Below are 23,810 nucleotides of genomic sequence, written 5' to 3'. Positions count from 1 at the left end.
TCGCTGACGGCCGCCCGCCCCCTCCCCATACCCACCCGTACGCACCCGTCCCGCACGCTGCGCCACCCACGAACGAAGAGAACCGATGACCCAGATCCTCAGCCGCTCCCTGCCGCGCACGCGAGCCGCCGCCGCCCCGCCCGCCCCCGCCGGCCCCGCGTCGCTCGAGGCCCGCGAGATCACCGCCTGGTTCGGCAGCCACCAGGTCCTGGACCGGGTGTCGCTGACGATGCCGGCGCGCGGCATCACCGCGCTCATCGGCCCCTCGGGCTGCGGCAAGTCGACCTTCCTGCGCATCCTCAACCGGATGCACGAGCTGGTGCCGTCCGCGGCCCTGGCCGGCGAGGTCCTGCTCGACGGCGAGGACATCTACGACCCGCAGCGCCGCCTGACCGACGCCCGCCGGGCCATCGGCATGGTCTTCCAGAAGCCCAACCCGTTCCCGGCGATGTCGATCCGCGAGAACGTGCTCGCCGGGCTGCGCCTGACCGGGACGCGGGTCGACCGCGCCGGGCGCGACCAGCTCGTCGAGGAGTGCCTGGTGCGCGGTGGCCTGTGGAAGGAGGTCAAGGACCGGCTCGACAGCCCCGGCGGCGGCCTCTCCGGCGGCCAGCAGCAGCGGCTGTGCATCGCCCGGTCGCTGGCGATCAAGCCGCGGGTGCTCCTCATGGACGAGCCCTGCTCCGCCCTCGACCCGACCTCCACGCGGGTCATCGAGGAGACCATGAAGGACCTGGCCGAGCAGGTGACGATCGTCATCGTCACGCACAACATGCAGCAGGCCGCCCGCGTCTCCGACACGTGCGCGTTCTTCCTGGCCTCGCAGGGGACGCCCGGCGTGATCGTCGAGCACGGGCCCACCGACGCCATGTTCACCAGCCCCCAGGACCAACGCACGTCCGACTACGTCAACGGCCGCTTCGGCTGAGCCGTCGCCGCTGCAGCTCCGCACGCACCCCCGGGACCACGTGTCCCGGGGGTGTGATGCGTCCTAGGGGTGCTCCGCGTGCAGGTCGTACCAGTCCTGCTCGGCCGTGACGGCCTCCCTGGCGATCAGCCCGGCGACGTTGGCGATGGTGGGGTCGGCCTGCGCCGCCAGCCACCCGAGCTCGTGGACGACGTCGAGCAGCACCTCGTAGGCGCGGACGCCGTCGTGCAGCAGCTGCTCGACCAGCGGGCGGGTCTGGGCGCCTCGCGCCACCGCCTCGACGAGGTCGATCGCGGTGAGCAGGAGGTCCGGACGACCCTGGCTCGGAACGGTCTGCAGCACGGCGCGCAACGACGGCAGGGAGGGGCCGTGCCCTGCCTCGAGGTCGGCGAGGCGCCAGTGCCGGCCGGCGCCGACGCTGGCGAGCACCACGAGGGCGTACGCCGGTGAGGTCGCGCGGTTGAGGTCGACCTGGCGGGCGCGGTCCGCCGGGCCGTGGAGGTCGGGGTGGCACAGCATCGTCAGCAGGAGGTTCGTCCCCCGGAAGAGGCCCTTCATCTGCTCGACGTCGAGGACCTGGTGGTCGTTCACGAGCGGGATGCAAGCACACCGAGGTGAACAGGTCCGTGTGGATGCCCCGGACGCACGTCGACCGCAGGCCCCGGAGGTCCGGGGCCTGCGGCCGGTGGGGTCGTGCTGGGTGATGCCGGGTGGCGCTGGGTGGCGCTGGGTGGCGCTGGGTGGTGCTGGGTGGTGCTGGGTGTCAGCGCACCACGATGGTGCGGGTCAGGGTCCGGCGACCGCCGTCACCGGTGGCGACGACCTTCAGCTGGAGCGCACCCTTGCGCAGCGACCCGGGCAGCCGGATCGCGCCGCCGTCGGCGTCGAGGCGCTTGACGGTGCTGTCCTTGCCCTGCTTCAGGCGCACCGTCACCTCGGTGGCGTCCTGCACCGTCACCGAGATCCACGTCTCTGCGCCCCGTGCGACCTTCTTGGGCGACGCCAGCCAGATCGAGGGCCGGGCGGCCGGGGTGGCCGGCGGGGTGGGGCTGGTGGTCGGGCTGGCCGTCGGGCTGGCCGTCACGGTCACCGTCGCAGTCGCCGTGGCGGTGGCCGTCGGAGCGGTCGGCAGCGTGCTGGGCGTGCGGCCGAGCATGGTGCCGAAGAGGTCGGTCTGGTCGATCACGCCCGTGACGTTGGCGGCCTGGGGGCCGATCGCCGCGACCCGGATCTGCGCGCCGGTGTGCGTGGCCTGCTGCGGGGGAGTCCCGGCGTACGACGAGGAGTACGCGACCGTCATCGGGTCGCCGTCGACGGTGGTGACGGTGGCGGTCGCGCTGCCACCGTAGTTGTCCATCACGATCTGCGTGGAGTGGGCGTGGTCGCCCGTCACGATGACGAGCGTGTCGGGGTGCGTGCGCTGGTAGGCCAGCGCGGTCTTCACGGCCTGGTCGAGCTCCTCGAGCTCACCGATCGCGCCGCAGATGTCGCGCTCGTGCTCGGCCTTGTCGACGCTGGCCCCCTCGACCTGGAGGAAGAACCCGTTGGGGTTGTCGAGGAGCGTGATGGCCTTGTCGGTCATCGCGGCGAGCGTGGGCTGGGTGCCGCGGCTCTGCTCGACGCAGGGGCCGGTCTCGGCGGTGCCACCGTTGACCGCGACGCGCGGGGCGTACTTGCGCGTCATGTGGCTGGGGCTGAACAGGCCGAGCACCGGGCCGCCGGACAGGCTGCTGATGCCGGCGAGCTCGCTGGCCGTGGTGACGGAGCGGTAGCCCTTCTTGGTCTGCGCGTAGCTCAGCACGCTCTCGGAGCCGTCCTCGAGCATCTTGGCGTAGCGGTTCTGCCCGCCGCCGAGGAGGACGTCGACCTTGTGGTCGACGAGCTGCTCGGCGATCGAGCCGAGGCCGCCGGCCGACTTCTTCGCGCTCGGGCACGCGGTCATCGCGGTCGGGTCCTGGCAGGCGCGGGCGTTGATGTGCGAGGCGGCCGCGGCCGGGGTGGCGTCGGTGATCTCGGCGGTCGAGACGTCGCCCACCTTCTTGCCGGCGGCCTGGAACCTCTCGAGGACCGTCTCGTAGTCGACACCGGGCACGGTGTCGGCGGAGGAGGGGCCCTGGGAGATGCGTCCGTCGACGGTCTTCTTGCCGGTCGACCAGCCGCTGGCGGTCGGCGCGGAGTCGGAGACGTAGGCGATGGGGTAGTCCGGTCCGGCACCGACCTTGAGGCCGTACGTCGTCATCGCGCCGCTGAAGGGCAGCTCGTCGAGGGCGAGGCGGCCGGAGGCGCCGACGGAGTAGTTGCGCGCGGCGGTGATCATCGAGTCGTCCATGCCGTCGCCGATGAGCAGGATGACGCTCTTCGGCTTGGCCGGGTTGATCTGCTGGGCCAGCTCGGCCGAGCGGTCCTGGGAGAAGCCCATGGGCACGGCCGTCGCGGCCGCGACGCCCAGGGCGACGACACCGGCGGTGCCGGCGGCCAGGACAGGGAGGGAGAGACGCTTCACGTCCGGTGTTCCTTTCGGTGGGGCGAACGTGGCGACACTGGCCCCACCCGGCGACCACCGGTGTGCCGTGCGGTGTCGCCCGGGTGTCCGGCCAGCGGCGGTCAGGTGACGAGGCCGGACGGGGCGCCGGACCGGACGTCCGTCAGCGGCTCCACAGGCCCAGCGGCCGCAGGACCAGCAGGACCTCGGTCTCGAGGAACGCGGCGTCGGCGCGCTCGGGGCGCACGGCCCACGACACCTCGGGGGAGAGGTGTCGTACGGCGTCCGCGGCCCACCGACGCGCACGGCGGGGGCCCTGCTCGCGCAGTCGCCGGAGCTGCTGCGCGAGCCACGTCGCGTCGGCCAGCGCACGGTCCAGCGCCGCCTCGTCGAACCCGCCGACCGCGCCCGACCCGCCGACGTGGTCCGCGAGACGTCCGTGCAGTCCTTGGGCGCGGCCGGCGCCGGCGCGCTCACCCGCCATGCCGACGTGCACGACGACCTGGTCAGCCGGGTCGCGCAGGAGGTAGACCCCCGGCTCCCGCGGGGCGACGGGCACCGCGTCGGCGAGCGGCATCCACGGCGACCAGGAAGCCAGGTCCTCGACCGCGGCGTAGGCGTCCACCAGCTCGGGGTCCCGGACCCGCTCACCCGTCCACATGTCGCGGATCATGCCCGTCACCACCGACGCCGCGCGCTCGTACCGGCCGGGGCCGCCGCGGTGCCGACGTCGCGGTGGTCGGCCGGGCGCACCAGGCTGGACGGCACCCACGCCTGGGTCACCAGCACCTCGGAGCCGCGACCGGTCGAGTACGACTCCACGCGCACCACCCACGCCTCCCAGCCGCGCTGGTCGGAGTGGCGCCACGCCAGAAGGACGCCCGGAGCCGCCGAGGACCACCGGCCCGTGAGGTCCACCCAGACGTGGAACGGGGGCGTGCGCGGCATGCGGCCAGAATAGAACGTGTGTTCGATCGTCGGCCATGGGGACGGGTGGACATGGGGCGACCCCGGCCGCCACGGGGGAGGAACGGCCGGGGTCTGGTCCCAGACTAGGCAGACGCACGGATCGACCGGCGCGGACGTGAGGCGGTTCACCCCGTCCCACGATCTTTTCTCCGAATTTTCGCGAAACCCCTGCGGGCCCTTGTGCGGGGGCGTACTGTTCACACCAGAACCCCGGCGGACCCGAGACCGTCGGGGTTCTGCCTTGCCCGGGGCCGGTGAGCGGCTGCGTCGTCCGAGGTGCGGACGACGGGTGCCCCGAGTCTTGACGCGCCATGGGTGGATCGCCCCCTGTCCTGCTCGTGATGATGGCCTCGCGGGGCGAGGTCCGCCGTCAGGGGGAGCGTCATGGGGCAGGGTGAAGGCCGGGTGGCTGGCTCGCGCGCGGTCGGCGCCGCGGCGCTGGCGGCGGCCCTCGTGAGCGCCGGCGTCACGGTCGCCGGGGGACTACCGCTGGCAGCCCGTCCTGAGGCGGGCGGCAGCCTGTTCGGCCCCGCCCAGGTCGTCCTCGTCGCCGCGCTCGCGCTGCTCGGCGCCGTCCTGCTCGTCCGCGGGCGCGACGGGAGGATGCTTCCGGTGGTGGCCGTCGCCGGGTTGGCGGCCGCCGAGCTCGCCGGTGTGGGCGTGGTGTCCGTCCGGCGGTGGGGCATCTTCGTCGGTGGCGGATACGCCGGCGTCCCCACTGTCGGCTGGCAGCAGGGCCGTGTCCTGGCCGCGGCGATGGGTCTGGTCTGCGCAACGGTGGCTCTCGTGTGCCTCGGCGTGCTCGTGCGGCACCGGGCTCGCCCGCACCGTGGTCGGGCCGCCCTGGCTGTCACGGCCGGGGCCGCGGTCGCGCTGCTCGGGCCGCTCGCGGTGCGCACTCCCGTCCTCGACCGGTCGGACCTCGCTGCGTGGGCACTGATGTACGCCGTGCCGTTCGCCGCCGCCCTGGCACTCGTGGCGTGGGTCCCGCGCCGGGTCGGCCTCGCGCTCGCCGTGGCCGTAGCAGCAAGTGCGGTGGTGGCTCCCCTGGGCGAGTCCTTCCTCGAGGCGGTCGTCCCGTCGGGACCCGCGCTGCCCGTGGTGCTCCTCGCCGCGGGCGCGGTGGGAGCCTGCCTGGTCGTGGAGGGGGTGCGTGACCGAGATGGCCGCCGTGACCTCGCGACTCCTCCCGGCACGTGATCGACGAGATGGTGTCGTCGAGGCCCCCTGACGTGCCCGGTCCCACCGACTGCGAGGTCTGCGTCCCTAGCCGGCGAGCGTGAACGAGCCGGCGAGCCGCAGCTCGAGCGGGGAGTAGTGGACCGACCCGGCCGCGCCTCCGGGGAGGGGTGGTGCGGTGGACCGGGTGAACCTGAGGTGCTCCGAGACCGTCTCCAGCCGGTGGGGGTGGCCCGGGGGGTGGCTCGTCCACGACGCCCACCCGGGACCCTCCTTGACGTAGTTGCAGCGCTCGCACAGGCCCTGACCGTTGGCGGCGCTGGTCGCGCCGCCTCGGGAGGCGGGGACGACGTGGTCGTGGTGCCGGACCGCCGCGTCGCACCAGGAGGTGCGGCACGTCCGCCGGTCGCGGAGGTCGAGGAGCTCGGCGAGCGCACCGTCGAAGCGCCGCGAGGTCGACTCCATCGCGACGAGCGCACGGTCGTCCGGGCTGGCGAAGAGCCTGCGCAGGCTGGCCTTCGCGGCGGCGCTGGCCCTGCGGACGAGGTCGGTGCAGAGCGCGGCCGGCAGGAAGCCTTCGCCGAGGACCAGGCCGGGCTCGGCGCCGTTGCCGACCAGGGACTCGATCCCGATGACGAGCTCGACCCGCACCGGTGTCGCCTCGGTGGACGGATCGCGTCCGGTGAGGCGGGCGACGAGGGTGTCGGCGCGCACCTGCCCGCCGGTGCGGTCGTCCCCGGCGGCGCGAGCGCCCGCGGCGGCCGCCTCGAGCGCCGCTCGGGCGGCGGCCAGGTCCTCCAGCGGCAACGTGGCCACGAGCTGGCCGGTGCCGTCGTCGAGCCGGCGGCTGGTCACCCGGCGGTCCGCACGGGCGCGACGGTGACGACGCGCCTCGGCGTCGGCCGCCACCGTCGGGCAGGCCCGTCGCACCGCCTGCCGCAGCCGCACGTCACCGAGCCCGGGCAACCGGGGTGCGAGGTCGTCGTCGACCCGTCGCCGCTGGTCGGGGTCGAGGTGGTCGACCTCGCGCGCGACGGCGAAGGCGCGGGCCTCGGTGAGCTCGCCGCGCCCCAGTGCCGTGAGGGTGTGCGGGAGGTCGTCGCGCAGGCGGCGCGACAGCAGGACACGCTGCTCGCCCGCCCACGGGCTCGCCGCGGTCGCCGCCGCCACCTCGGCGCCCACCGTCATCGCACGCGGGGGAGTGCGTCGCCCGGACCGGTCGGCGCGTGCGTCCTCGCGCCCGGCGAGGTCAGCGAACCGCGCCGTCAGCACCACCTCTGCCGCTGCAGCCGCGGCCTTCAGCCGCTGGAGGGCCTCGATCCCGTCGAGCAGGTCGACGGCATCGCCCGACGGCACCAGCGCGGCGACGACGTCGGCCAGCGCGTGCAGGTCGGCGGCGGCGAGGTCGTCGTCGACCTCGTCGCCACCCGGTCCCGCCGGCGTATCGATCATGTGTTCGATTCTAGCGAAGAGGTCCGACATTGGGATCGGCTGGCTCGGTCAGACCGCCGAGCCGAAGAAGTTCCGGAGCCCGGCAGCCAGACGGACCATCTCCTCGCCCCCCTCGACCTCGACGACGACGTGGGCCGACCACTTGTCATACGAGCTGGGAGTGAGGTGCCAGTCGAGCGACACGTGTCCGCGGCTGGACCACGTGGCGCCGACCGACAGGTCGCGGTCTGCGTTGCGCCACGTCCTGGTGCCGTCCCCGCCGCGGAAGTCGTAAGCGAGGTCGTCGAGGAAACGCGCGAGCCCGTGCCCGGCGGTGTCGAGGCTCACCAGCACCGCGCTGGCGTCGAGTCCGTTGCCCTCCAGGTGCACGGTGTACTCGACGATGTCGTCGTCCGCGTGGAGCGGGTCGCTCTTGTCGCGATACCTGAAGCGCGGTTCGCTGAAGCGGATGACGGCCCGCCGCTCGCCCTGCTCCCACGAGAGCTCGAGGGTCTGGTCCTCGTCGTTGCGTCGGAGCACGTCCGAAGCGTCGCACAGGTCGCGGCGAGCGAATGTCGGCGCCGTGGTGCACAATCGTGCTGGCGGCCCAGGAGGTCGGGTGCTCGAGCCGCGTGGCGCCCAGGACGACCCCGGTCCGGCGCACCATCCCTGCATCACCCCCACACTCCTCGCGCGCGTCCAGCCCCAGGCGTCCGCACCACCCCGCAGCACCAGAGGACCCTGCACCCGTGGACCCGCAGAAGTTCAACCAGCAGCTGGCCGAGGCCGCCCGCGACCTGGCCGCCCAACGCGTCACCTCCGACACCCTGCAGCGTGCCGTCGAGATGGCGACCGACCTGATCGAGGCCTGCGACCTCGCCGGGGTGTGCACCGTCGAGCGCGACGGTGTCGCCACCCGTGCAGCCACGAGCCCCGACGTCGTCCTGCTCGACGAGATGCAGGACGACCTGGGCGACGGCCCGTGCCTGGCCGAGCTGCGCACGACCGACGTGTGCGTCATCGACGACCTCGCCCAGGAGGCGCCGTGGCCGCAGTGGGCCACGCGCACCGTCGACCTGACGGGTGTCCGCTCCTACATGGGGTTCCGGCTCTACGTCGACCACACCCACCTCGGCGCGCTCAACCTCTACTCCCGCACGCCCTACGCGTTCACCGAGGACGACCGGCTCGACGGGCTCGTCGTCGCCGCGCACGCCGCGGTCGGGCTCAACGCGGCCGCGACGCGCGACCAGCTGCACACCGCGCTCCGGAGCAGGCAACACATCGGGGAGGCCACCGGCATGCTGCGCGAGCGCTACGGGCTCACCTCCGACCAGGCGTTCGAGGTCCTCAAGCGCGTCTCGTCGCAGCAGAACCTCAAGCTGTTCGCCGTCGCGCAGCACGTCGTCGACACCGGCGAGCTGCCGCCCGCGGAGTAGCCGGCCCGAGGTGGGCCCGGGTGCCCGACTGCTTGAGCACCCGGGCCCGGGTCGGCCGACACGTGCTCGACGGGAGAGTCGACCCTGCAGTGGGCGTACCCCTCTGCGGCGCCCACCATCCCTGCCGGACGGCCGGAACATCACGCCCGCACCGGTGGGACGCGCGCGCGGACGGCCGTGCTCAGCCCTGGTCGCGTGGCTGCAGCGGGTCCGCCATCTGGTCGCGGAACATCCGGTGGAACGTGTCGACCGCCCGTCGGGCCGTCGCGCCCTCGACGTGACCGGTCCGCAGGTAGTCGGTGAAGCCAGGGATGTCCTCGACCCGGTCCGCTGGGAGCTGGCGGAACCCCATCGACCACCCGGCGAACTCGCGCTCGGCGATGTCCTCGCGACGCAGCACGTCGACGCCGGTGTGGCGCGGATCCGCCTGCACCCGGGCCATCACCGCGTCCACGGCCTGTGCGGGTCCCTCGAGCGTCTGCAGGAAGCTGCCGCCGGAGTACAGGAGCACGCCCGTCACGTCGTCCTCGGCGTTGCTGCTGCGGCTCTGCGCGAGGAGCGCCTCGAGCGCGTCGCTCGTCCACGGTGTGGAGGACGAGCTCAGGTAGGTCGTCGAGATCATGGTCACCCCCGTGGCCCCAGGGCTACGCGTCCTCGCGGGCGGGCCTGCCGAGGCCCGAGTCGAGCCGCTCCAGCACCTCGTGGAGGTGGCGGCGCAGCACGTCGGAGTGCTCGTCGGCCACCTGCCGGAGGCGAGCGACCTCCGACTCCGCCTCGGCGCGCTGCTGCGCGCTCTCGGCGTGGAGGGAGTCCGCGTTCGCACGGGCGTCGGCCACGGTGCGGGCGGCCGTCTGCCGCGCCTCGTCGAGGATGCCGTCGACCTCGCGCTGCGCCGCGCGCACCAGCGCGTCGGCCTCCTCCTTCGCCGCGGCGACGATGCCGTCGGCCTCGGCGCGGGCGTCGGCGCGCCACCGGTCGGTCTCGCGGGCGGTCATCTCCAGGAGCCGCGCCGCGGAGGGCGAGCGCGGGCCCGGCACCTCGACGTCGTCCGTCGTGCTGCCCTGCTGCTCGTCCGTCTCGGCGCGGACGCCTCCGTGGATGTCGTAGGTCACCGCAGCAGCGTACGAGGTCGACGTGCCGGTCGTCACGGGTGCCCTGCCGAAGAGACGTCCCCGATCCGGCGGCGCGACGTGTGGGGTGTGCCCGCAGAGGCTGCCCAGGTCCCGGCACCACTGGTCGGTCGCGGTGTCCCACGTGCACTCGCCGAGCGACGGGGCGGTGCCGCGGGACATGGCTCCACCTCGTGCCGGGACGATCCCCAGCCACCGGTGTCGGTCGGCCTCACCCCGCGGTCGTCGCGCGTCAGTGCGGCTCCTCGACGGACCGGGAGTCGGTGAGGCTGAGCGCACCGAGACCGGCGACCAGCCCGACGACCACGGCGAGGGCCGCGTAGGTCAGCCGCTCCCCGTGGAAGAACGAGGCGACCAGGTCGCTGCTCCACGCGCCGGCCGGCAGCGTCGAGGTCACGAGTGCCGCCACCATCGTGCCCACCACGGCGGTGCCGACGCTCGTGCCCACCTCCTGGGCCGTGTCGTTGAGGGCCGTGCCGATGGACGTGCGGTTGGCGGGCATGGCGTCGACGAGCGCCACCGCGCAGATCGTCATGACCGTGCGCAGCCCGACGGTCATCACGACGATGCACGCGGCGATCGCGGCGTACCCGTGGTCGACGGCCCACGACAGGCCGGCCAGTGACCCGGCGAGGAGGCCGGCGCCGACGAGGCAGGCGACGCGGTGGCCGAACCGGCGCCCGAGGCCCTCGGAGACCGGGGTGGCGAGGATCATCGTCAGGATCAGCGGCAGGTTCGCGAGGCCGGCCCGCATCGGGCTCCACCCGTAGGCGTACTGGTAGTGCAGGATCAGCCCGAACATCACCCCGGCCATCGCGATCGACGTGCCGACCTGGGCGAGGGCCGCACCGCGGACCGTGCCGACGGCGAAGAGCCCGAGGTCGAGCATCGGCTCGGCGGCGCGCCGCTCGTGCCGGACGAAGCCCGCCCCGGCGAGCGCGGCGCCCAGGACGCAGCCGAGGGTGACGGGCGAGGTCCACCCGTGCTCGACCCCGCTGGTCAGGGCGTAGCAGGCGAGCCCGATCGTCGCGATGCTCAGCACGGCGCCGAGGAGGTCGAGACGGTCGGAGGTGAGGTCCTCGGGGCGGTCGGGCGCGACGCCTGCCCGCACGCCGAGCCAGGCGACGAGCGCGATCGGCGCGTTGACCACCAGCAGCCACTCCCAGCGCACGTGGGCCAGCACGGAGCCGCCGAGCACGGGGCCGAGGATGAAACCGCTCATCCCGACCACGATCATCACCGTCATGGCGCGCATCCGCAGCGCCTGGTCGTCGAAGAGCCGGAAGACCAGCGAATTCGTGATCGGCGCCATCGCGGCAGCGGCGAGGCCGAGCGCGGCCCGCAGCGCGATGAGCTCGCGAGCGCTCTCGACGAGCACGACGGCGAGGCTGATGACGCCGAAGGCGCTGAGGCCCCACAGCAGGACGCGGCGGCGTCCGAGGCGATCGGCCATCGACCCGGCCGTCAGCAGCAGTCCGCCGAAGGTGAGCGAGTAGGCGACGGTGACCCACTGGAGCGCCGTGGTGCCGCTGCCGAGGTCGCGGCCGATGGTCGGCAGCGCGATGGTCAGGAGCGTGTTGTCGACCATCTCGACGAAGAAGGCCAGGCACAGGGCCGCGAGCGGGATCCACGCCGCCCCGAGGGAGGGATACGTACGGGCCGGCGCGGGCTGGACGGGGAGAGCAGTCATGGGAGGCACCTCCTCGGGTGTCGAACGCTGTACGATTCTCGTACAACGTTCGAGAATATAGAACACTGTTCGACGGTGGGGCAAGCCCGCGTCGTGCGGAGGAGGTGGTGGGATGGCGCACATGGCAGACGAGCGCAGGGGATCACCCGGGGGCAGGGGCGGGCGGCGCCGCGCCGCGCACTCCATGGACGCGGTCGTCTCCGAGGCCGTCGCGCTGCTCGACGAGGCGGGGGACTCCGCCCTCACCTTCCGGGCCCTGGCCGCCCGCCTCGGCGGGGGAGCGGCCAGCATCTACTGGTACGTCGCGAGCAAGGACGAGCTGCTCGACCGGGCCAGCGACCACGTCGTCGCGCAGGTGCTCGCCGACACCGAGGACTTCCACGGCTCCGCAGACCCGGTGGAGGACCTCCGGTCGATCGCGGTGGCGCTCTTCGACGCCATCGCCGACCGCCCGTGGCTCGGGTCCTACTTCATGCGCGACACCGAGGTGCAGCCCCACGCCCTCGCCCTCTACGAGCGCATGGGGCAGCAGGTGCTGCGCCTCGACCTGACGCCGCGGCAGGCCTTCCACGCCGTGTCCGCGGTCATGGGGTTCGTCGTGGGGATCGCGGCAGACCTCGGGCAGAAGCCGCCCGCGGACGTCGCCGACGGAAGCGTCGACCGCGACGAGCACATCGCGCGGTTCGCCGACCAGTGGCGCGCCCTCGACCCCGAGCAGTTCCCGTTCGTGCACCACGTGGCCGAGGAGTTCGCCGGCCACGACGACGCCGAGCAGTTCCGCGCCGGGCTCGACCTGCTGCTCGCCGGGCTCCGGCTGCAGGCCGGCCGGACGGTGCCTCACGGCCCGTCCTGACCACGGGGCGTGGCCCGATGTGGGGAAACGTCGCGCAGACCCTCCACGGCTGCCCCGCGGAGTGCGTACGGTGGCCGCAGACCCCGGCCGCTCAGTCCCCCGTAGCGGCCGGGGTCGCGCCATCCCCGGGCACGTCCGCCCCGACCGGGCGCGCGGCGCTCAGGCGAGCGCGTCGTTCTCCAGCACCACGGCCAGGCCCTGGCCGACGCCGATGCAGATCGCGGCCAGGCCCCAGCGGTGGCCGTCGGCGCGCATCGCGGCCGCGAGCATGCCGAGGACGCGGCCACCGGACGCCCCGAGCGGGTGACCGAGCGCGATCGCCCCGCCTCGGGTGTTGACCACCTCGGGGTCGGACAGGCCGCGCGCGAGCCAGGCATCGATGCAGACCAGCGACTGCACCGCGAACGCCTCGTTGAGCTCGACGACCCCGACGTCGGACCAGCCGATGCCGGCGCGGGCCAGCGCCTTCTCGGCCGCCTCGACCGGCGCGTACCCGAAGCGCTGCGGCTCGACGGCGTGCGTGCCTCGCCCGGCGATGCGCGCCAGGGGGTCGGACCCGATCCGGTCGGCGGCCTCGGCGGAGCCGAGCAGCACGGCGGACGCGCCGTCGCTGAGCGGTGAGGCGTTGCCGGCGGTGATCGTCCCGTCGGGCCGGAACGACGGCTTCAGGGCGCCCAGCGAGTCGGTCGACGCGTCGGGACGGATGCCCTCGTCGCGGGCCAGGACCACCCCGGTCGGACCGTCGACGGGCACCACCAGGTCGTCGTGGAAGCCGGACTCCCACGCGGCGTGGGCGAGCTGGTGGGAGCGGACGGCGAACGCGTCCTGGCGCTCCCTGGGGACGTCGTGCACCTCGCCGAGCTGTTCGTTGGCCTCGCCGAGCGAGACGGTCCACTCCGCAGGCATCCGCGGGTTGACCAACCGCCAGCCGAGCGTGGTGGAGACGAGCTCGGTGTTGCCGGCCGGGTAGGCCCGCCCGGGCTTGGGCAGCACCCACGGCGCGCGGGTCATCGACTCGACGCCGCCGGTGAGGACGACGTCGGCGTCACCGGTCTCGATGGCGCGCGAGCCGATCATCGCGGCGTCGAGGGAGGAGCCGCAGAGCCGGTTCACCGACGTGCCGGGCACCGAGACCGGGAGCCCGGCCAGCAGCGCGGCCATGCGGGCGACGTTGCGGTTGTCCTCCCCGGCGCCGTTGGCGTTGCCCAGGACGACCTCGTCGACCTCCGCGCCGTCGAGGCGGGTGCGCGCCAGCGCCTCGTGCAGCACGCCGGCGGCCAGGTCGTCCGGGCGCGACCCGGCCAGTGCGCCGCCGAACCGGCCGAACGGCGTACGGACGGCGGCGTAGACGTGGGCCTGCGGCGAGCGGGTCATCGGTCGTGCTCCTTCTCGGGGTGCGCGGGGCGGAGGACACGATCATGGACCCGCGCCGGCTCCGGGGGGCAGGCGGGGGAGGACGCGCACGGGCCCGGACGCCACCGGGTCCGGGCCCGTGGGCTGTGCGTCAGGCTGCGACAGCCGACGTCAGGCGTTCTTGATCGCCGAGATGTCGAGCTCGAGCTTGATCTTCTCCGAGACCAGCACGCCGCCGGTCTCGAGGGCGGCGTTCCACGACAGGTCCCAGTCCTTGCGGTTGATCGTGGTGGCGCCCTCGAAGCCGACGCGGGTGTTGCCGAAGGGGTCGACGGCCGTGCCGGTCTCCTCGAAGGGGATGGTCACGGACCGGGTCACGCCCTTGATGGTGAGGTCGCCGGTGATGGTCCACTCGGAGCCGTCGCGCTCGACCGAGGTCGAGGTGAAGGTGAGGGCGGGGTGGTTCTCGGCGTCGAAGAAGTCGGCCGAGACCAGGTGGCCGTCGCGGTCCGCGGAGCCGGTGGAGATGCTGGCGGGGCGGATGGCGATCGAGACGCTGGAGGCGGACGGGTCCTCGGCGTCGACGTGGGCGGTGCCCTCGAAGTCGGAGAACTGGCCGCGGACGGTGGTGACCATCGCGTGGCGGGCCGAGAAGCCCATGCGGCTGTGGCTGGCGTCGACGACGTAGTCGCCGGTGATCGAGTCGCGCTCGAGGACGGCGACGGCGGGGGCGGCGGACGGGGCGGCGACGTGGGCGGCCTTGGACTTGTTGCGGCGGAAGATGGCCATGGGGTGCTCCTCGGAAGACGTACGTCAGTAGTTGACGATTCAAGCACCTCAACGGAGCCGCGGTCTGCGGCATTCCCACGACGCTGTGAGGTGAGACACGTCGACGGTCAGGGCCGCTCGAGCGCGACGACCTCCGGGGGCAGGCCCCACTCGTCGCGCCCGAGCCGCGAGACGGGACGCAGCTCCGACATCAGCGGGTGGGTGCCGTCGAGGGCGGACTCGCGCACCGTGATCGCCCGGACCGTGCCGAGCACGAGCCACGACGTGCCGAGGTCGACGACCTGGCGCAGCGTGCACTCGATGGACGCGGGGGAGGCCCGCACGCGGGGCGGTGCGACCTTCTCGCTGGGCTCCATCACCACGCCGGTCGCGTCCGCCTCGTCGACCTCGGGGCCGAAGGCGGTCGAGGTGGCGTTGACCTGGTCCACGAGCTCCTCGGACGCCAGGCTCACGGTGAACTCGCCCGTCTCCTCGACGTTGCGCAGCGTGTCCTTGCGCCCGATCGAGGTGAACTGCACGACCGCCGGGTCCGCGCACGCCACCGTGAAGAACGAGTGCGGCGCCAGGTTGCCGACGCCTGCGGCCGACAGGGTGGAGACCCAGGCGATCGGGCGCGGCACCACGAGCGCGGTGAGCAGGCGGTAGGGCGAGGTCGTGGGGTCGTCGATGTCGAAGACGCGGCGTGAGGAGTCCATCGCCTCCCGAGGCTAGCCGCCGCCGCCTCGGGTCAGCCGGCTCGCAGCCCCGGGTGCCGGGTGACCGTGCGCGCCGAGATGCCGGCGACGGGTCCGTAGGGCCAGCCGGCGGGCAGGGACGCGGTCGAGGTGACGGACTCGCACGAGTCCCAGACGACGTCGAGCGGGTCGCGGGCGCCCACGTAGACGACGCGGTCGTCGGTCCCTGCCTGCGCGCGCTGCTCCGCGGTGTCCATGTCGTCGCAGCGCACGACGTCGGCGACCCCGTCGTCGTACAGGTAGACGACGTCGTTGCCCTCCTCCGGCCACACCTTGTCGGCGCCGGGGCCGATGAAGAGGACGTCGTCGCCCTCGTCGCCCTTGACGTTGTCGTCGCCGGAGCCGTCGACGAGGACGTCGTTGCCGCTGCCGCCGGAGAGCAGGTCGTTGCCGGAGCCTCCGTCGACGAGGTCGTCGCCGTCGTGGCCCGAGACGACGTCGTTGCCGTCCTCGCCGTAGACGCGGTCGTTGCCCGGGCCGCCGAACAGCCCGCCGGGTCCGTGCTTGCCACCCGGGCCGACCTTGCCCGAGCTGTCGGGCAGGTTGTCGTCGCCCGGGCCGCCGTAGATGACGTCGTCGCCCTCGGAGCCGTTGATCGTGTCGCGGCCGTCCTCGCCGTGGACGACGTCGTCGTCCTTGTAGGCGTCGACCACGTCGTCACCCGCGCCGGCCCAGATCTGGTCGTCGCCGGTGTGGCCGCTGATCTGGTCGTTGCCGTCCTCGCCGTAGACCAGGTCCTCGCCCGGTCCGGCGTCCACGACGTCGTCGCCGGCCTCGCCGTGCACGACGTCGTCGCCCTCGTGCCCCTGGACGAGGTCGTCGCCGGGACCGCCCCACACGGTGTCGTCGCCGGCCTCGCCGCGCACGGTGTCGTCGCCGCCGTCGCCGTAGATCGTGTCGTCGTCGGCGTTGCCCGCCAGGTAGTCGTCGCCGCCCCGGCCCTTCAGGACGTCGTCGCCGTCCCAGCCGCTGATCGTGTCGGCCCTGCCCCGCCCGACGAGCAGGTCGGCCGAGCGGGTTGCCTTCTTCGCCTTCCTCGCCTTCGGGACCTGCTGGCCCTTCGGCGAGGCGGAGGACGTGGTCGCGGCGTTGCCGCTGGCGGCCACGGCGACCGGGGCCAGGGGGAGGGCGAGCGCGAGCGAGGTGAGCAGGGCGGCAGAGGCGACAGAGCGCTTCATGGTGGCGATCTCCAGGCGACGTGAGTGCATTGTGTGGCACAACTGTTACCACCTTGTTCGGCGGCGCGAGGTCGGTTCTGAGAGATCCGCAGGTCTGTGTGGGCCGAGGTCGTGCAGGGCCGAGAAGCGGGCGGACGGGACGCCCCGCCGTGCCGCGCTGCGGCGGGAGCGGGTTCAGGGCTGGCGTCGTGCTCCCGGCTCGTGGGCGGTGTCGGTCAGCTGGTCGTCCCACGTCCCTCACACGGCCGTACGTGCATCGGCCGTGCGCCCGGCGGGAAGGCCGCCCCGTGCCACATGCGCCCCCGACGCCACGGGTACGGGCCGACCGACGGGCACAGACGGAGGGGCAGTGATGGCGGACCTGGCGATGATGCTGCTCAAGGACGGCTACGACGCGATCCCGCGGCTGCGGCAGCGGACCGGCACGACGCGTGACGACGCGTTCACGTGCCGGGTCCTGGGGCGGCGGGCCGTGGTGGTGCGCGGACGCGACGCCGTTCGGCTCTTCTACGACGAGGACGTCGTGCAGCGCGAAGGGGCGGTCCCACCGCCGCTCGCCGCTCTGCTGTTCGGGCGCGGGGCCGTCCACGGCACCGACGGCGACCAGCACCGGATCCGCAAGGCGATGTTCCTCGGTCTGCTGACGAGCGAGCGCGTCGACGACCTCGCCGCGACGATCGGGCGCGACCTCGCCCGGCGCGTGGAGGGCTGGCCGGGCCGCGAGGTGTCGGTCTTCGACGAGCTGGTCGAGGTCTACGGCGCGGCGGTGCAGGCATGGGCCGGCATCGACCAGGCGCCGGCCGACGTGCACCGCACCAGCCGCAGGCTCGCCACCGTCGTCGACGGCTTCGGCGGGGCCGGCACGGCGTACGCCCGGGCCTGGGCAGCTCGCCTGCAGCTCGACCGGTGGGCGCGCGACCTGGTCGGCCGGGCCCGTCGCGATCCCGGCTCGGTCAGGGACGACACGGTGCTGGCCGACATCGCCCGGGGCCCGGGCTCGGGCCTCGACCCGCACCTGGCGGGCGTGGAGCTGCTCAACGTCCTGCGTCCCACGGTGGCGGTGGCGTGGCCCGGGACCTTCCTGGCCCGCGACCTCGCCGGTCTCGCCGATCATTCTACGTTGGGGGACGAGGCGCGACGCTCGCTCGGCCACGAGGTGCGTCGCACCGCTCCGTTCGTTCCGGCGCTCGCCGGGCTGGTGCGCAGGGACACCTCGTTCGACGGGGTGGCACTCGCACCCGGTGACCTGCTCGTCCTCGACGTCCCAGGGACCAACGCCCACCCGGACCTGTGGAACGAGCCGGAACGGTTCGCGCCCGGCCGGTTCGTCGGCCACGAGCCCGACCCGTTCGGCTACGTCCCCCAGGGCGGCGGCTATCCCGCCACCGGTCACCGGTGCCCCGGCGAGCCGCTGACCGTGCGCATCCTGCAGCAGACCGCCGACGTGCTGGCCGGGGTGCCCTACCACGTCGTCGGGAGCAGTGACCACGACCGGCGCCGCATCCCCACGCTGCCCCGGCACGGCCTGCGCGTACGGGTCGGGTGAGGACGCTCGCGTGGTCAGGCGATCGCGTTGAGCACTGCGTAGCCGCCGGTCAGGACGCCGGTCGCGGCGAGCGCCGTCGCGACGGCCAGGGCTGCGGTCGTGCGTGAGGGGAAGCGCGCCACGGTCGCACCGACCAGGGCGACGGCCGCGACGAGGCAGATCGTCCAGTACACCGGGCTGGTGGACGCCGCGACGACCGTGAGGCCGTAGACGGCGTCGGCGACGAGCACCCCGGCGAGCGCCCCGGCACCGACAGCCGCGAGCCTCCGGTCACGACCGGCGAGGGCAGCAGCGGCCGCTCCCACGAAGGGCCCGGCGACGATCCCGACCGCTCCCCACAGCACGGGGCTGTAGGCCAGCCCGCGCAGCTCGGAGGCGACGGTGTAGCCGAGCACCAGCGACACGAACGACACCACCCCGAGGACCGCGCCGAGGACGAGGCGGGGGCGCGCCGCCGCCACCAGGACCGCGGTCAGGGCGGTCCACCCTGAGGACGAGTTGGCGAACGAGGCCAGGGCGTCGGGGAGGACGCCCTGCGCCCACGAGGTGAGCCCGCCGAGGAGGAGGCTGGCCACGACGACGGCGGGGACCGCGAGTGCGGGCCGCGCAGGGCGCACGGTCAGGGGTGCTGCAGCTGCTGACATGCCCCGATCCTCGCCCCCGCGCGCGTCACCGACAACGGCTCTGGACGCTCCCGGCACCTCCGGGGGAGGAGGTCGGTACCAGCGGTGGAGAGGACGTGGCGGGAGCGGGACACCTACGCGCCCGAGTCGCGCACGACGCGAAGCGTGTCGACCTGGGGGTCGGCGGCCTCGGGGATGAGCATGCCGGCGGCCACGCCCGAGCGGAGGTAGTCGACCGCGTCCTGCGTGATGCGCTCGCCCGGGGCGATCACCGGCACGCCGGGCGGGTACGGGGTGACCATCTCGGCCGCGACCCGACCGACGGCCTGCTGGGCGGACACCTGCTCCACCTCGGCGAAGAACGCCTCGCGCGGGAGCATGACCGTCTCGAGCTCCAGCCCCTCGGTGCTCGGGAAGTCCACGCGGGGCGGGGTCTCCGCCCGACGCGCGTCGTCCACCAGGCTGCGGAGGGTCCGCACAAGGAGGTCGACGGATTCGTCGTCGTCGGCGTGGGTCAGACGCGCGCCGACCCGCCAGGTGTCGGCGGCGCCGAGGTCCACGTGGTGGTGGTCCCGGAGGATCTCGGAGGCCTGGTAGCCAGTGATCCCGAGGGCTCGCACGTCGAGGGTGAGCACGAACGGGTCCACCTCGTGGGCGTGTCCCTCGCGGACCAGCTCGTCGCCGTACACCTCGATGCCGTCGATCGCTGCGATCTCCGCACGTGCCCGGCGCGCGAGGTCGAGCGTCCTGCCCAGCAGCGCCTCGCCCTGCTCGACCATGTGTCGCCGCCAGCCGTCGAGGGAGGCGTAGACGAGGCTGGAGGCGCTCGTCGTCGCGAGCAGGTCCTCGCGTTGCGCCAGCACGGTCGGGTCGACCCGGTTGCCCTGCAGGTGGAAGACCGAGCTCTGCTCGATGGCCGCGCCCATCTTGTGGACGCTGGTCACGACGAGGTCCGCGTCCGCGTCCATGCCCCAGGTCGGCAGGCCGGCGTGGAACGGCAGGTGCGCGCCCCACGCCTCGTCCACGATCAGCGGCACGTCGTGCTCGTGGCACACCGCGGCGACGCCCCGGATGTCGGCGCACGTGCCCCAGTCTGTCGGCGTGATCAGCAGCATCCCCTTGGCGTCGGGATGCTGCTCGAGGGCGCGACGTACGTCGTCCGGCTCCGGCGGGTGCGCCATGTGGCGCTCGGCGTCGAACCTCGGGTGCACCCACACCGGTGTGGTGCCGTTGACGATCACCCGCTCATGACCGACTTGTGCGCGTTGCGTGAGACCAGGAGCTTCTCGCCCGGCCCCGCGACCGCCAGCATCGCGGAATTCACCGAGAGGGAGCTGCCGCAGGTGCGTCGGCCATCAGCTCCTGCGCTTGCGCCAGCACGCCACCAGAGTTGCGGCGGTCGTCGAGGCCGTTCATCGCGAGCACGTCAGAGGCGAAGACGCCCTCTCCCATGATCGTCAGGACCCGTGGGTCCACGCCGCGCCCCTGCCGGTGCCCGGGAGGACCGAAGACGACGTCACCACGGTGACGGAACTCCGACAGGGCGTCCAGGACGGGTGCGCGGGAGTGGTCCATGCGACTCGGTGCCCGGGCGACGCCTGGGCATGCGCGACGCAGGCCCGGACACCGTGCGGGTGCGGTGCAGCGGATGTCCCCGTCCGGAGGAGTACGGCCAGGGCGATCCTGCCAACGCACGGCCTTCCCGGCGCTGGAGCACTCGAGCGGCGCGGAGCCCGCGCCAGACGCGACCGACCACGGCGCGGCGGGCGCATCCCGGTCAGCACGGCGGGTACGGAACTCGACCGGCGCATCGGGTGCCGGTTCGAAGGAGGAACTGACATGACGACAGCGCGCGACATCATGACGTCCGGCACCGAGTGCGCCGGCATCAACGAGACCGTGACCGAGGCGGCACGCAAGATGCGCGACCTCGGGGTCGGTGCCCTGCCGATCTGCGGGGAGGACGACCGGCTCAAGGGCATGATCACCGACCGCGACATCGTGCTGAACTGCGTCGCCGAGGGCATGGACACCACGCAGGTCACGGTGGCCGACTACGCCGGGGACGAGGTCGTCACCATCGGGGCGGACGACGACATCGAGGAGGCGCTGGACACCATGGTGAAGGCGGGGGTCCGCCGGCTGCCCGTCATCGACGGTCACGACCTCGTCGGCATGATCAGCCAGGCCGACATCGCCAGGAGCCTGCCCCCTGAGAGCGCCGGGCGGCTGGTCGAGGCGATCTCTGCAGCGCCGTCGACGGACTGAGGCCCGGCCGGGGCCGGGGGATCGGCCCCGGTTCCGGGTGCGGCCTCCTCGAACCGGTCCTGCAGGTCGGCCCGCGCCGGGACGAGGGCCCCGCCACCACGCACGAAGGCCCCGGACACCGAACGGTGACCGGGGCCGTCGCGTGGACGACGCGAAGGCTCAGATGTCGTAGTAGAGCTCGAACTCGTGCGGGTGCGGGCGCAGCTGCACGGGGGCGATCTCCTGGGTGCGCTTGAAGTGGATCCAGGTCTCGATCAGGTCGTCGGTGAAGACGCCACCACGGGTCAGGTACTCGTGGTCGGCCTCGAGCGCGTCGAGGACGGCGCCGAGGCTGGTGGGGACCTGGTCGATGTCGGCCATCTCGTCCGGCGGCAGCTCGTAGATGTCCTTGTCGATCGGGGCCGCGGGCTCCGTCTTGTTCTGGACGCCGTCGAGGCCGGCGAGCATCAGCGCGGCGAAGGCGAGGTAGGGGTTCGCCGACGGGTCGGGGAAGCGGGTCTCGACACGCTTGGCCTTGGGGTTGGCGCCCGTGATGGGGATGCGGACCGAGGCGGAGCGGTTGCGCGAGGAGTAGACCAGCGAGATCGGGGCCTCGAAGCCCGGCACCAGGCGGTGGTAGGAGTTCACCGTCGGGTTGGTGAAGGCCAGCAGCGACGGGGCGTGCTTGAGGATGCCGCCGATGTACCAGCGAGCGGTGTCGGACAGGCCGGCGTACCCGGTCTCGTCGAAGAACAGCGGCTCGCCGTCCTTCCACAGCGACTGGTGCACGTGCATGCCCGAGCCGTTGTCGCCGAAGATCGGCTTCGGCATGAAGGTGACGGACTTGCCCTGCTCCCAGGCGGTGTTCTTGATGAGGTACTTGAACTTCATCACGTCGTCCGCGGCCTTGAGCAGCGTGTCGAAGCGGTAGTTGATCTCCGCCTGGCCGGCGGTGCCGACCTCGTGGTGGGCGCGCTCGACCTGGAGGCCGCACGCCTCGAGGTTCTTGACCATGTCGGCGCGCAGGTCGCTGTAGTGGTCGTAGGGCTCGACGGGGAAGTAGCCGCCCTTGAGGCGCGTCTTGTAGCCCTTGTTCTCCTCGCCCTCCTTGCCCGAGTTCCACCAGCCCTCGACCGAGTCGATGTGGTAGTAGCCCTCGTTGACGCCGGTGGAGTAGCGCACGTTGTCGAAGATGTAGAACTCGGCCTCGGGGGCGAAGTAAGCGGTGTCCGCGATGCCGGTCGAGTCGAGGTACGCCAGCGCCTTGCGCGCGATGTTGCGCGGGTCGCGGCTGTAGGCCTCACCCGTGATCGGGTCGTGGATGAAGAAGTTGACGTTGAGCGTCTTGGCCTTGCGGAACGGGTCGAGGTAGGCCGTGGTCGGGTCCGGGAACAGCGACATGTCCGACTCGTTGATCGCCTGGAAGCCGCGGATCGACGAGCCGTCGAAGCCCAGGCCGTCGTCGAAGACGCTCTCGTCGAAGGAGGAGGCCGGGACCGTGAAGTGCTGCATCACGCCCGGCAGGTCGCAGAAGCGGACGTCGATCATCTCGACGCCCTCGTCCTTGATGAACTTCAAGAGCTCATCGGAGTTGTTGAACATTGAGTGTCCTCCTTGACGGGCGTGGCACGGCCGTCGAGATTGCAGCATCGGGAACGGAGCCTCGTTGCACCGTGCCGCCGACGCTAGTCGGGAGCAGTTTCTTGACCGTATCCCGATTGTTTCGGCCGTGTTACAAGTGACCGGCAGATGGCGGCTCCCGAGCCCCTCCTAGGCTGGCGGCGTGACGAGCGCCGTAACACCGACCCTCGAGAGCGCGACCTGGGGACGCCGGATCCTGGCACTCGCCGTCGACTGGCTGACCTGCCTCGGCGTCGTCGAGGGCCTGGTCGCCGTCGGCGTGCTCGGCGCCAACCCCAACGGCCTCGGCACCCTGGGCCTGTTCGTGCTGGAGTCGGCGTTCTTCACCGCGCTCCTCGGGGGTTCGTTCGGCAAGCTGGCCACCCGGCTCCGGGTCGTCGACCACCGCGACCCCTCACGACCGGTGTCGCTGCTGCGGGCGCTGCTGCGCAGCGTCCTGGTCGCCCTGCTCGTGCCGCCGCTGCTCACCTTCAGCGGGCGCGGGGTGCACGACCTCGCCGCCGGCACGCGCACCGTCTCTCTCTGACGGCTCGCTGACGCGCGGGGCGCCGCCCGAGGGTGGCGGCGTACGACATCGGTTCGGGGTGCCGGGATGTCGTCTCTCGCCAGGGTGGCGGCGGCGCCCCGAGGGTGGCGGCGTACGACATCGGATCGGCGTGCCGGGATGTCGTTTGCCGCCAGGGTGGCGGGCGGCCGCGCGAGGATGGCGGCGTACGACATCGGATCGGCGGCTGGGGATGTCGTGTCCCGCCAGGGTGTCGGGGCCGCCGCGAGGGTGGCGGCGTACGACATCGGTTCGGGGTGCCGGGATGTCGTCTCCCGCCAGGGTGGCGGCGGGGGAGGAGGGTCAGCGGCCTCGCTGCTGCGAGCGCATGCCCTTCATCGAGGTCGGCACCGGGCCCTTGGGCAGCGGGAGCTTGCCGCGCTGGGCGTCGAGCGCCTTGAGGCGCTGGAGGATGTCGGTGATCTCGGCCGGCTTCACCGAGCGGCCGAGCTTCTGGACGTGGCGCACGAGCTTGGGCAGCGGGACCTCGCCGTCGCCGCGGCCGCAGACGACCTCGTGGATCGGCACCTCGTAGGCGACGCGCTCGTGCTTCTTGCGCTCGGTGGCGAGCAGCTGCTTGACCCGGCTGGGGCTCGAGCCCTCGCCGACCAGGACGATGCCGGGCGGGCCCACCACGCGGTGGACGACGTCCTGCTGCTTGGTGAAGCCGACGACCGGGTCGACCTTCCAGCCGCGGCGCAGCATCTGCAGGGCGCCGGCGGCGGCCGCGGGCTGGCCCTCCATCTGGGTGTACGCCGCGTTCTGGGCGCGGCGGCCGAAGAGGAGGAGCGCGGCGAGCAGGCCGATGAGGAACGCGCCGATGATCGAGAGCACCAGCGAGAGCACGCCGCTGCCGGGCAGCAGGGTGAGCAGGCCGAAGCCGACGAGAGCGGCCACCACGAACGTCGCGAAGAGGATCAGGCCCAGGCGCGGGTCGCTCCGCTTGGCCATCTGGTAGGTCTGCATGATCTGCCCACGGCGCGAGGTGGGCGTGGTGGCGGGGGTCGACATCTGGGTGGCCTTGTCAGTGAAGGGTCGAACGGAGCGGTGGAGC

General features: G+C 73.1%; 25 protein-coding genes. 7 read left to right on the top strand and 18 right to left on the bottom strand.

The window, feature by feature from the left end:
• Positions 1 to 85 precede the first annotated feature (85 nt).
• Positions 86 to 928 carry a phosphate ABC transporter ATP-binding protein gene (locus ACFFJG_RS15090; protein WP_378519607.1) on the top strand — a complete coding sequence of 281 codons (843 nt, stop codon included), beginning with the start codon at positions 86 to 88 and terminating at the stop codon, positions 926 to 928.
• Positions 929 to 991: 63 nt separating this feature from the next.
• Here the strand turns inward: ACFFJG_RS15090 and ACFFJG_RS15085 are convergent, their stop codons facing one another.
• The 4 genes from ACFFJG_RS15085 to ACFFJG_RS15070 form a co-directional block, all read right to left on the bottom strand.
• A complete protein-coding gene (locus ACFFJG_RS15085) occupies positions 992 to 1,519 on the bottom strand; it encodes a hypothetical protein (RefSeq protein WP_378519606.1) in 528 nt (175 codons plus the stop codon).
• Positions 1,520 to 1,691: 172 nt separating this feature from the next.
• Positions 1,692 to 3,431 (bottom strand): alkaline phosphatase, encoded by a 1,740-nt coding sequence (locus tag ACFFJG_RS15080; RefSeq protein ID WP_378519605.1) that lies wholly within the window; start codon positions 3,429 to 3,431, stop codon positions 1,692 to 1,694.
• 142 nt (positions 3,432 to 3,573) lie between these two features.
• Positions 3,574 to 4,083 carry a hypothetical protein gene (locus tag ACFFJG_RS15075; RefSeq protein ID WP_378519604.1) on the bottom strand — a complete coding sequence of 170 codons (510 nt, stop codon included), beginning with the start codon at positions 4,081 to 4,083 and terminating at the stop codon, positions 3,574 to 3,576.
• Between the two features lie 5 nt (positions 4,084 to 4,088).
• The gene (locus ACFFJG_RS15070; protein WP_378519603.1) at positions 4,089 to 4,358 is read right to left on the bottom strand and encodes a hypothetical protein; all 270 of its coding nucleotides are present in this window, start codon (positions 4,356 to 4,358) and stop codon (positions 4,089 to 4,091) included.
• A gap of 405 nt (positions 4,359 to 4,763) precedes the next feature.
• On the opposite strand from ACFFJG_RS15070, the gene ACFFJG_RS15065 reads away from it, so the two are divergent.
• Positions 4,764 to 5,579 (top strand): hypothetical protein, encoded by an 816-nt coding sequence (locus tag ACFFJG_RS15065; RefSeq protein WP_378519602.1) that lies wholly within the window; start codon positions 4,764 to 4,766, stop codon positions 5,577 to 5,579.
• A gap of 66 nt (positions 5,580 to 5,645) precedes the next feature.
• Here ACFFJG_RS15065 and ACFFJG_RS15060 read toward each other — a convergent pair whose 3' ends face one another.
• Together ACFFJG_RS15060 and ACFFJG_RS15055 are read right to left on the bottom strand one after the other, a co-directional pair.
• The gene (locus tag ACFFJG_RS15060; protein WP_378519601.1) at positions 5,646 to 7,010 is read right to left on the bottom strand and encodes an HNH endonuclease; all 1,365 of its coding nucleotides are present in this window, start codon (positions 7,008 to 7,010) and stop codon (positions 5,646 to 5,648) included.
• Positions 7,011 to 7,058: 48 nt separating this feature from the next.
• Positions 7,059 to 7,529: a DUF6228 family protein gene (locus ACFFJG_RS15055; protein ID WP_378519600.1), complete on the bottom strand. Its 471-nt coding sequence runs from the start codon at positions 7,527 to 7,529 to the stop codon at positions 7,059 to 7,061.
• A 209-nt stretch (positions 7,530 to 7,738) separates the two neighbouring features.
• On the opposite strand from ACFFJG_RS15055, the gene ACFFJG_RS15050 reads away from it, so the two are divergent.
• The gene (locus ACFFJG_RS15050) at positions 7,739 to 8,428 is read left to right on the top strand and encodes a GAF and ANTAR domain-containing protein (RefSeq protein WP_378519599.1); all 690 of its coding nucleotides are present in this window, start codon (positions 7,739 to 7,741) and stop codon (positions 8,426 to 8,428) included.
• Between the two features lie 181 nt (positions 8,429 to 8,609).
• Here the strand turns inward: ACFFJG_RS15050 and ACFFJG_RS15045 are convergent, their stop codons facing one another.
• The 3 genes from ACFFJG_RS15045 to ACFFJG_RS15035 all read right to left on the bottom strand — a co-directional run bounded on the left by ACFFJG_RS15045 (position 8,610) and on the right by ACFFJG_RS15035 (position 11,248).
• Complete coding sequence (locus ACFFJG_RS15045; protein WP_378519598.1) at positions 8,610 to 9,050, bottom strand: BLUF domain-containing protein; 441 nt, start codon at positions 9,048 to 9,050, stop codon at positions 8,610 to 8,612.
• Between the two features lie 22 nt (positions 9,051 to 9,072).
• Positions 9,073 to 9,540: an SPFH domain-containing protein gene (locus tag ACFFJG_RS15040; RefSeq protein ID WP_378519597.1), complete on the bottom strand. Its 468-nt coding sequence runs from the start codon at positions 9,538 to 9,540 to the stop codon at positions 9,073 to 9,075.
• 250 nt (positions 9,541 to 9,790) lie between these two features.
• A complete protein-coding gene (locus ACFFJG_RS15035) occupies positions 9,791 to 11,248 on the bottom strand; it encodes an MFS transporter (RefSeq protein ID WP_378519596.1) in 1,458 nt (485 codons plus the stop codon).
• Between the two features lie 121 nt (positions 11,249 to 11,369).
• On the opposite strand from ACFFJG_RS15035, the gene ACFFJG_RS15030 reads away from it, so the two are divergent.
• Entirely contained in the window at positions 11,370 to 12,101 is a 732-nt protein-coding gene (locus tag ACFFJG_RS15030; protein ID WP_378519595.1) for a TetR/AcrR family transcriptional regulator, read from the top strand.
• Between the two features lie 159 nt (positions 12,102 to 12,260).
• On the opposite strand, the gene ACFFJG_RS15025 is transcribed toward ACFFJG_RS15030, so the two are convergent.
• The 4 genes from ACFFJG_RS15025 to ACFFJG_RS15010 form a co-directional block, all read right to left on the bottom strand.
• Positions 12,261 to 13,475: a thiolase family protein gene (locus ACFFJG_RS15025; protein WP_378519594.1), complete on the bottom strand. Its 1,215-nt coding sequence runs from the start codon at positions 13,473 to 13,475 to the stop codon at positions 12,261 to 12,263.
• Positions 13,476 to 13,625: 150 nt separating this feature from the next.
• A complete protein-coding gene (locus tag ACFFJG_RS15020) occupies positions 13,626 to 14,243 on the bottom strand; it encodes a YceI family protein (protein WP_378519593.1) in 618 nt (205 codons plus the stop codon).
• A 107-nt stretch (positions 14,244 to 14,350) separates the two neighbouring features.
• Positions 14,351 to 14,938 (bottom strand): flavin reductase family protein, encoded by a 588-nt coding sequence (locus ACFFJG_RS15015; RefSeq protein WP_378519592.1) that lies wholly within the window; start codon positions 14,936 to 14,938, stop codon positions 14,351 to 14,353.
• Between the two features lie 32 nt (positions 14,939 to 14,970).
• Positions 14,971 to 16,155 carry a calcium-binding protein gene (locus ACFFJG_RS15010; RefSeq protein ID WP_378519591.1) on the bottom strand — a complete coding sequence of 395 codons (1,185 nt, stop codon included), beginning with the start codon at positions 16,153 to 16,155 and terminating at the stop codon, positions 14,971 to 14,973.
• 352 nt (positions 16,156 to 16,507) lie between these two features.
• On the opposite strand from ACFFJG_RS15010, the gene ACFFJG_RS15005 reads away from it, so the two are divergent.
• Entirely contained in the window at positions 16,508 to 17,701 is a 1,194-nt protein-coding gene (locus ACFFJG_RS15005) for a cytochrome P450 (RefSeq protein WP_378519590.1), read from the top strand.
• Positions 17,702 to 17,715: 14 nt separating this feature from the next.
• Here ACFFJG_RS15005 and ACFFJG_RS15000 read toward each other — a convergent pair whose 3' ends face one another.
• The 3 genes from ACFFJG_RS15000 to ACFFJG_RS14990 all read right to left on the bottom strand — a co-directional run bounded on the left by ACFFJG_RS15000 (position 17,716) and on the right by ACFFJG_RS14990 (position 19,800).
• Positions 17,716 to 18,345: a DUF6518 family protein gene (locus ACFFJG_RS15000; RefSeq protein ID WP_378519589.1), complete on the bottom strand. Its 630-nt coding sequence runs from the start codon at positions 18,343 to 18,345 to the stop codon at positions 17,716 to 17,718.
• 113 nt (positions 18,346 to 18,458) lie between these two features.
• The gene (locus ACFFJG_RS14995; RefSeq protein WP_378519588.1) at positions 18,459 to 19,565 is read right to left on the bottom strand and encodes an aminotransferase class I/II-fold pyridoxal phosphate-dependent enzyme; all 1,107 of its coding nucleotides are present in this window, start codon (positions 19,563 to 19,565) and stop codon (positions 18,459 to 18,461) included.
• Positions 19,566 to 19,644: 79 nt separating this feature from the next.
• Positions 19,645 to 19,800 (bottom strand): hypothetical protein, encoded by a 156-nt coding sequence (locus ACFFJG_RS14990; RefSeq protein ID WP_378519587.1) that lies wholly within the window; start codon positions 19,798 to 19,800, stop codon positions 19,645 to 19,647.
• Between the two features lie 363 nt (positions 19,801 to 20,163).
• Between ACFFJG_RS14990 and ACFFJG_RS14985 the strand changes: the two genes are divergently transcribed.
• A complete protein-coding gene (locus ACFFJG_RS14985; protein WP_378519586.1) occupies positions 20,164 to 20,592 on the top strand; it encodes a CBS domain-containing protein in 429 nt (142 codons plus the stop codon).
• A gap of 159 nt (positions 20,593 to 20,751) precedes the next feature.
• On the opposite strand, the gene glnA is transcribed toward ACFFJG_RS14985, so the two are convergent.
• On the bottom strand, positions 20,752 to 22,173 hold the full coding sequence (gene glnA / locus ACFFJG_RS14980) for a type I glutamate--ammonia ligase (RefSeq protein ID WP_378519585.1): 1,422 nt from the start codon (positions 22,171 to 22,173) through the stop codon (positions 20,752 to 20,754).
• A gap of 181 nt (positions 22,174 to 22,354) precedes the next feature.
• On the opposite strand from glnA, the gene ACFFJG_RS14975 reads away from it, so the two are divergent.
• Positions 22,355 to 22,738 carry an RDD family protein gene (locus ACFFJG_RS14975; protein ID WP_378519584.1) on the top strand — a complete coding sequence of 128 codons (384 nt, stop codon included), beginning with the start codon at positions 22,355 to 22,357 and terminating at the stop codon, positions 22,736 to 22,738.
• A 321-nt stretch (positions 22,739 to 23,059) separates the two neighbouring features.
• Here the strand turns inward: ACFFJG_RS14975 and ACFFJG_RS14970 are convergent, their stop codons facing one another.
• Positions 23,060 to 23,767 (bottom strand): DUF4191 domain-containing protein, encoded by a 708-nt coding sequence (locus ACFFJG_RS14970; RefSeq protein ID WP_378519583.1) that lies wholly within the window; start codon positions 23,765 to 23,767, stop codon positions 23,060 to 23,062.
• Positions 23,768 to 23,810: the final 43 nt, after the last annotated feature.

The organism is Nocardioides zeicaulis, assembly GCF_042432345.1.
GTDB lineage: Bacteria > Actinomycetota > Actinomycetes > Propionibacteriales > Nocardioidaceae > Nocardioides > Nocardioides zeicaulis.
This window is presented reverse-complemented; position numbering and strand designations above follow the sequence as displayed.

Excerpts from the sequence above, each read along its gene's own strand:
- ACFFJG_RS15060 (WP_378519601.1), bottom strand. The coding sequence starts at position 7,010 with ATGATCGATACGCCGGCGGGACCGGGTGGCGACGAGGTCGACGACGAC.
- ACFFJG_RS14970 (WP_378519583.1), bottom strand. The coding sequence starts at position 23,767 with ATGTCGACCCCCGCCACCACGCCCACCTCGCGCCGTGGGCAGATCATG.
- ACFFJG_RS15025 (WP_378519594.1), bottom strand. The coding sequence starts at position 13,475 with ATGACCCGCTCGCCGCAGGCCCACGTCTACGCCGCCGTCCGTACGCCG.
- ACFFJG_RS15020 (WP_378519593.1), bottom strand. The coding sequence starts at position 14,243 with ATGGCCATCTTCCGCCGCAACAAGTCCAAGGCCGCCCACGTCGCCGCC.
- ACFFJG_RS15030 (WP_378519595.1), top strand. The coding sequence starts at position 11,370 with ATGGCAGACGAGCGCAGGGGATCACCCGGGGGCAGGGGCGGGCGGCGC.
- ACFFJG_RS15070 (WP_378519603.1), bottom strand. The coding sequence starts at position 4,358 with ATGCCGCGCACGCCCCCGTTCCACGTCTGGGTGGACCTCACGGGCCGG.
- ACFFJG_RS15010 (WP_378519591.1), bottom strand. The coding sequence starts at position 16,155 with ATGAAGCGCTCTGTCGCCTCTGCCGCCCTGCTCACCTCGCTCGCGCTC.
- ACFFJG_RS15045 (WP_378519598.1), bottom strand. The coding sequence starts at position 9,050 with ATGATCTCGACGACCTACCTGAGCTCGTCCTCCACACCGTGGACGAGC.
- ACFFJG_RS15005 (WP_378519590.1), top strand. The coding sequence starts at position 16,508 with ATGGCGGACCTGGCGATGATGCTGCTCAAGGACGGCTACGACGCGATC.
- ACFFJG_RS15090 (WP_378519607.1), top strand. The coding sequence starts at position 86 with ATGACCCAGATCCTCAGCCGCTCCCTGCCGCGCACGCGAGCCGCCGCC.
- glnA (WP_378519585.1), bottom strand. The coding sequence starts at position 22,173 with ATGTTCAACAACTCCGATGAGCTCTTGAAGTTCATCAAGGACGAGGGC.
- ACFFJG_RS15015 (WP_378519592.1), bottom strand. The coding sequence starts at position 14,938 with ATGGACTCCTCACGCCGCGTCTTCGACATCGACGACCCCACGACCTCG.
- ACFFJG_RS15000 (WP_378519589.1), bottom strand. The coding sequence starts at position 18,345 with ATGTCAGCAGCTGCAGCACCCCTGACCGTGCGCCCTGCGCGGCCCGCA.
- ACFFJG_RS15065 (WP_378519602.1), top strand. The coding sequence starts at position 4,764 with ATGGGGCAGGGTGAAGGCCGGGTGGCTGGCTCGCGCGCGGTCGGCGCC.
- ACFFJG_RS15075 (WP_378519604.1), bottom strand. The coding sequence starts at position 4,083 with ATGATCCGCGACATGTGGACGGGTGAGCGGGTCCGGGACCCCGAGCTG.
- ACFFJG_RS14985 (WP_378519586.1), top strand. The coding sequence starts at position 20,164 with ATGACGACAGCGCGCGACATCATGACGTCCGGCACCGAGTGCGCCGGC.
- ACFFJG_RS15035 (WP_378519596.1), bottom strand. The coding sequence starts at position 11,248 with ATGACTGCTCTCCCCGTCCAGCCCGCGCCGGCCCGTACGTATCCCTCC.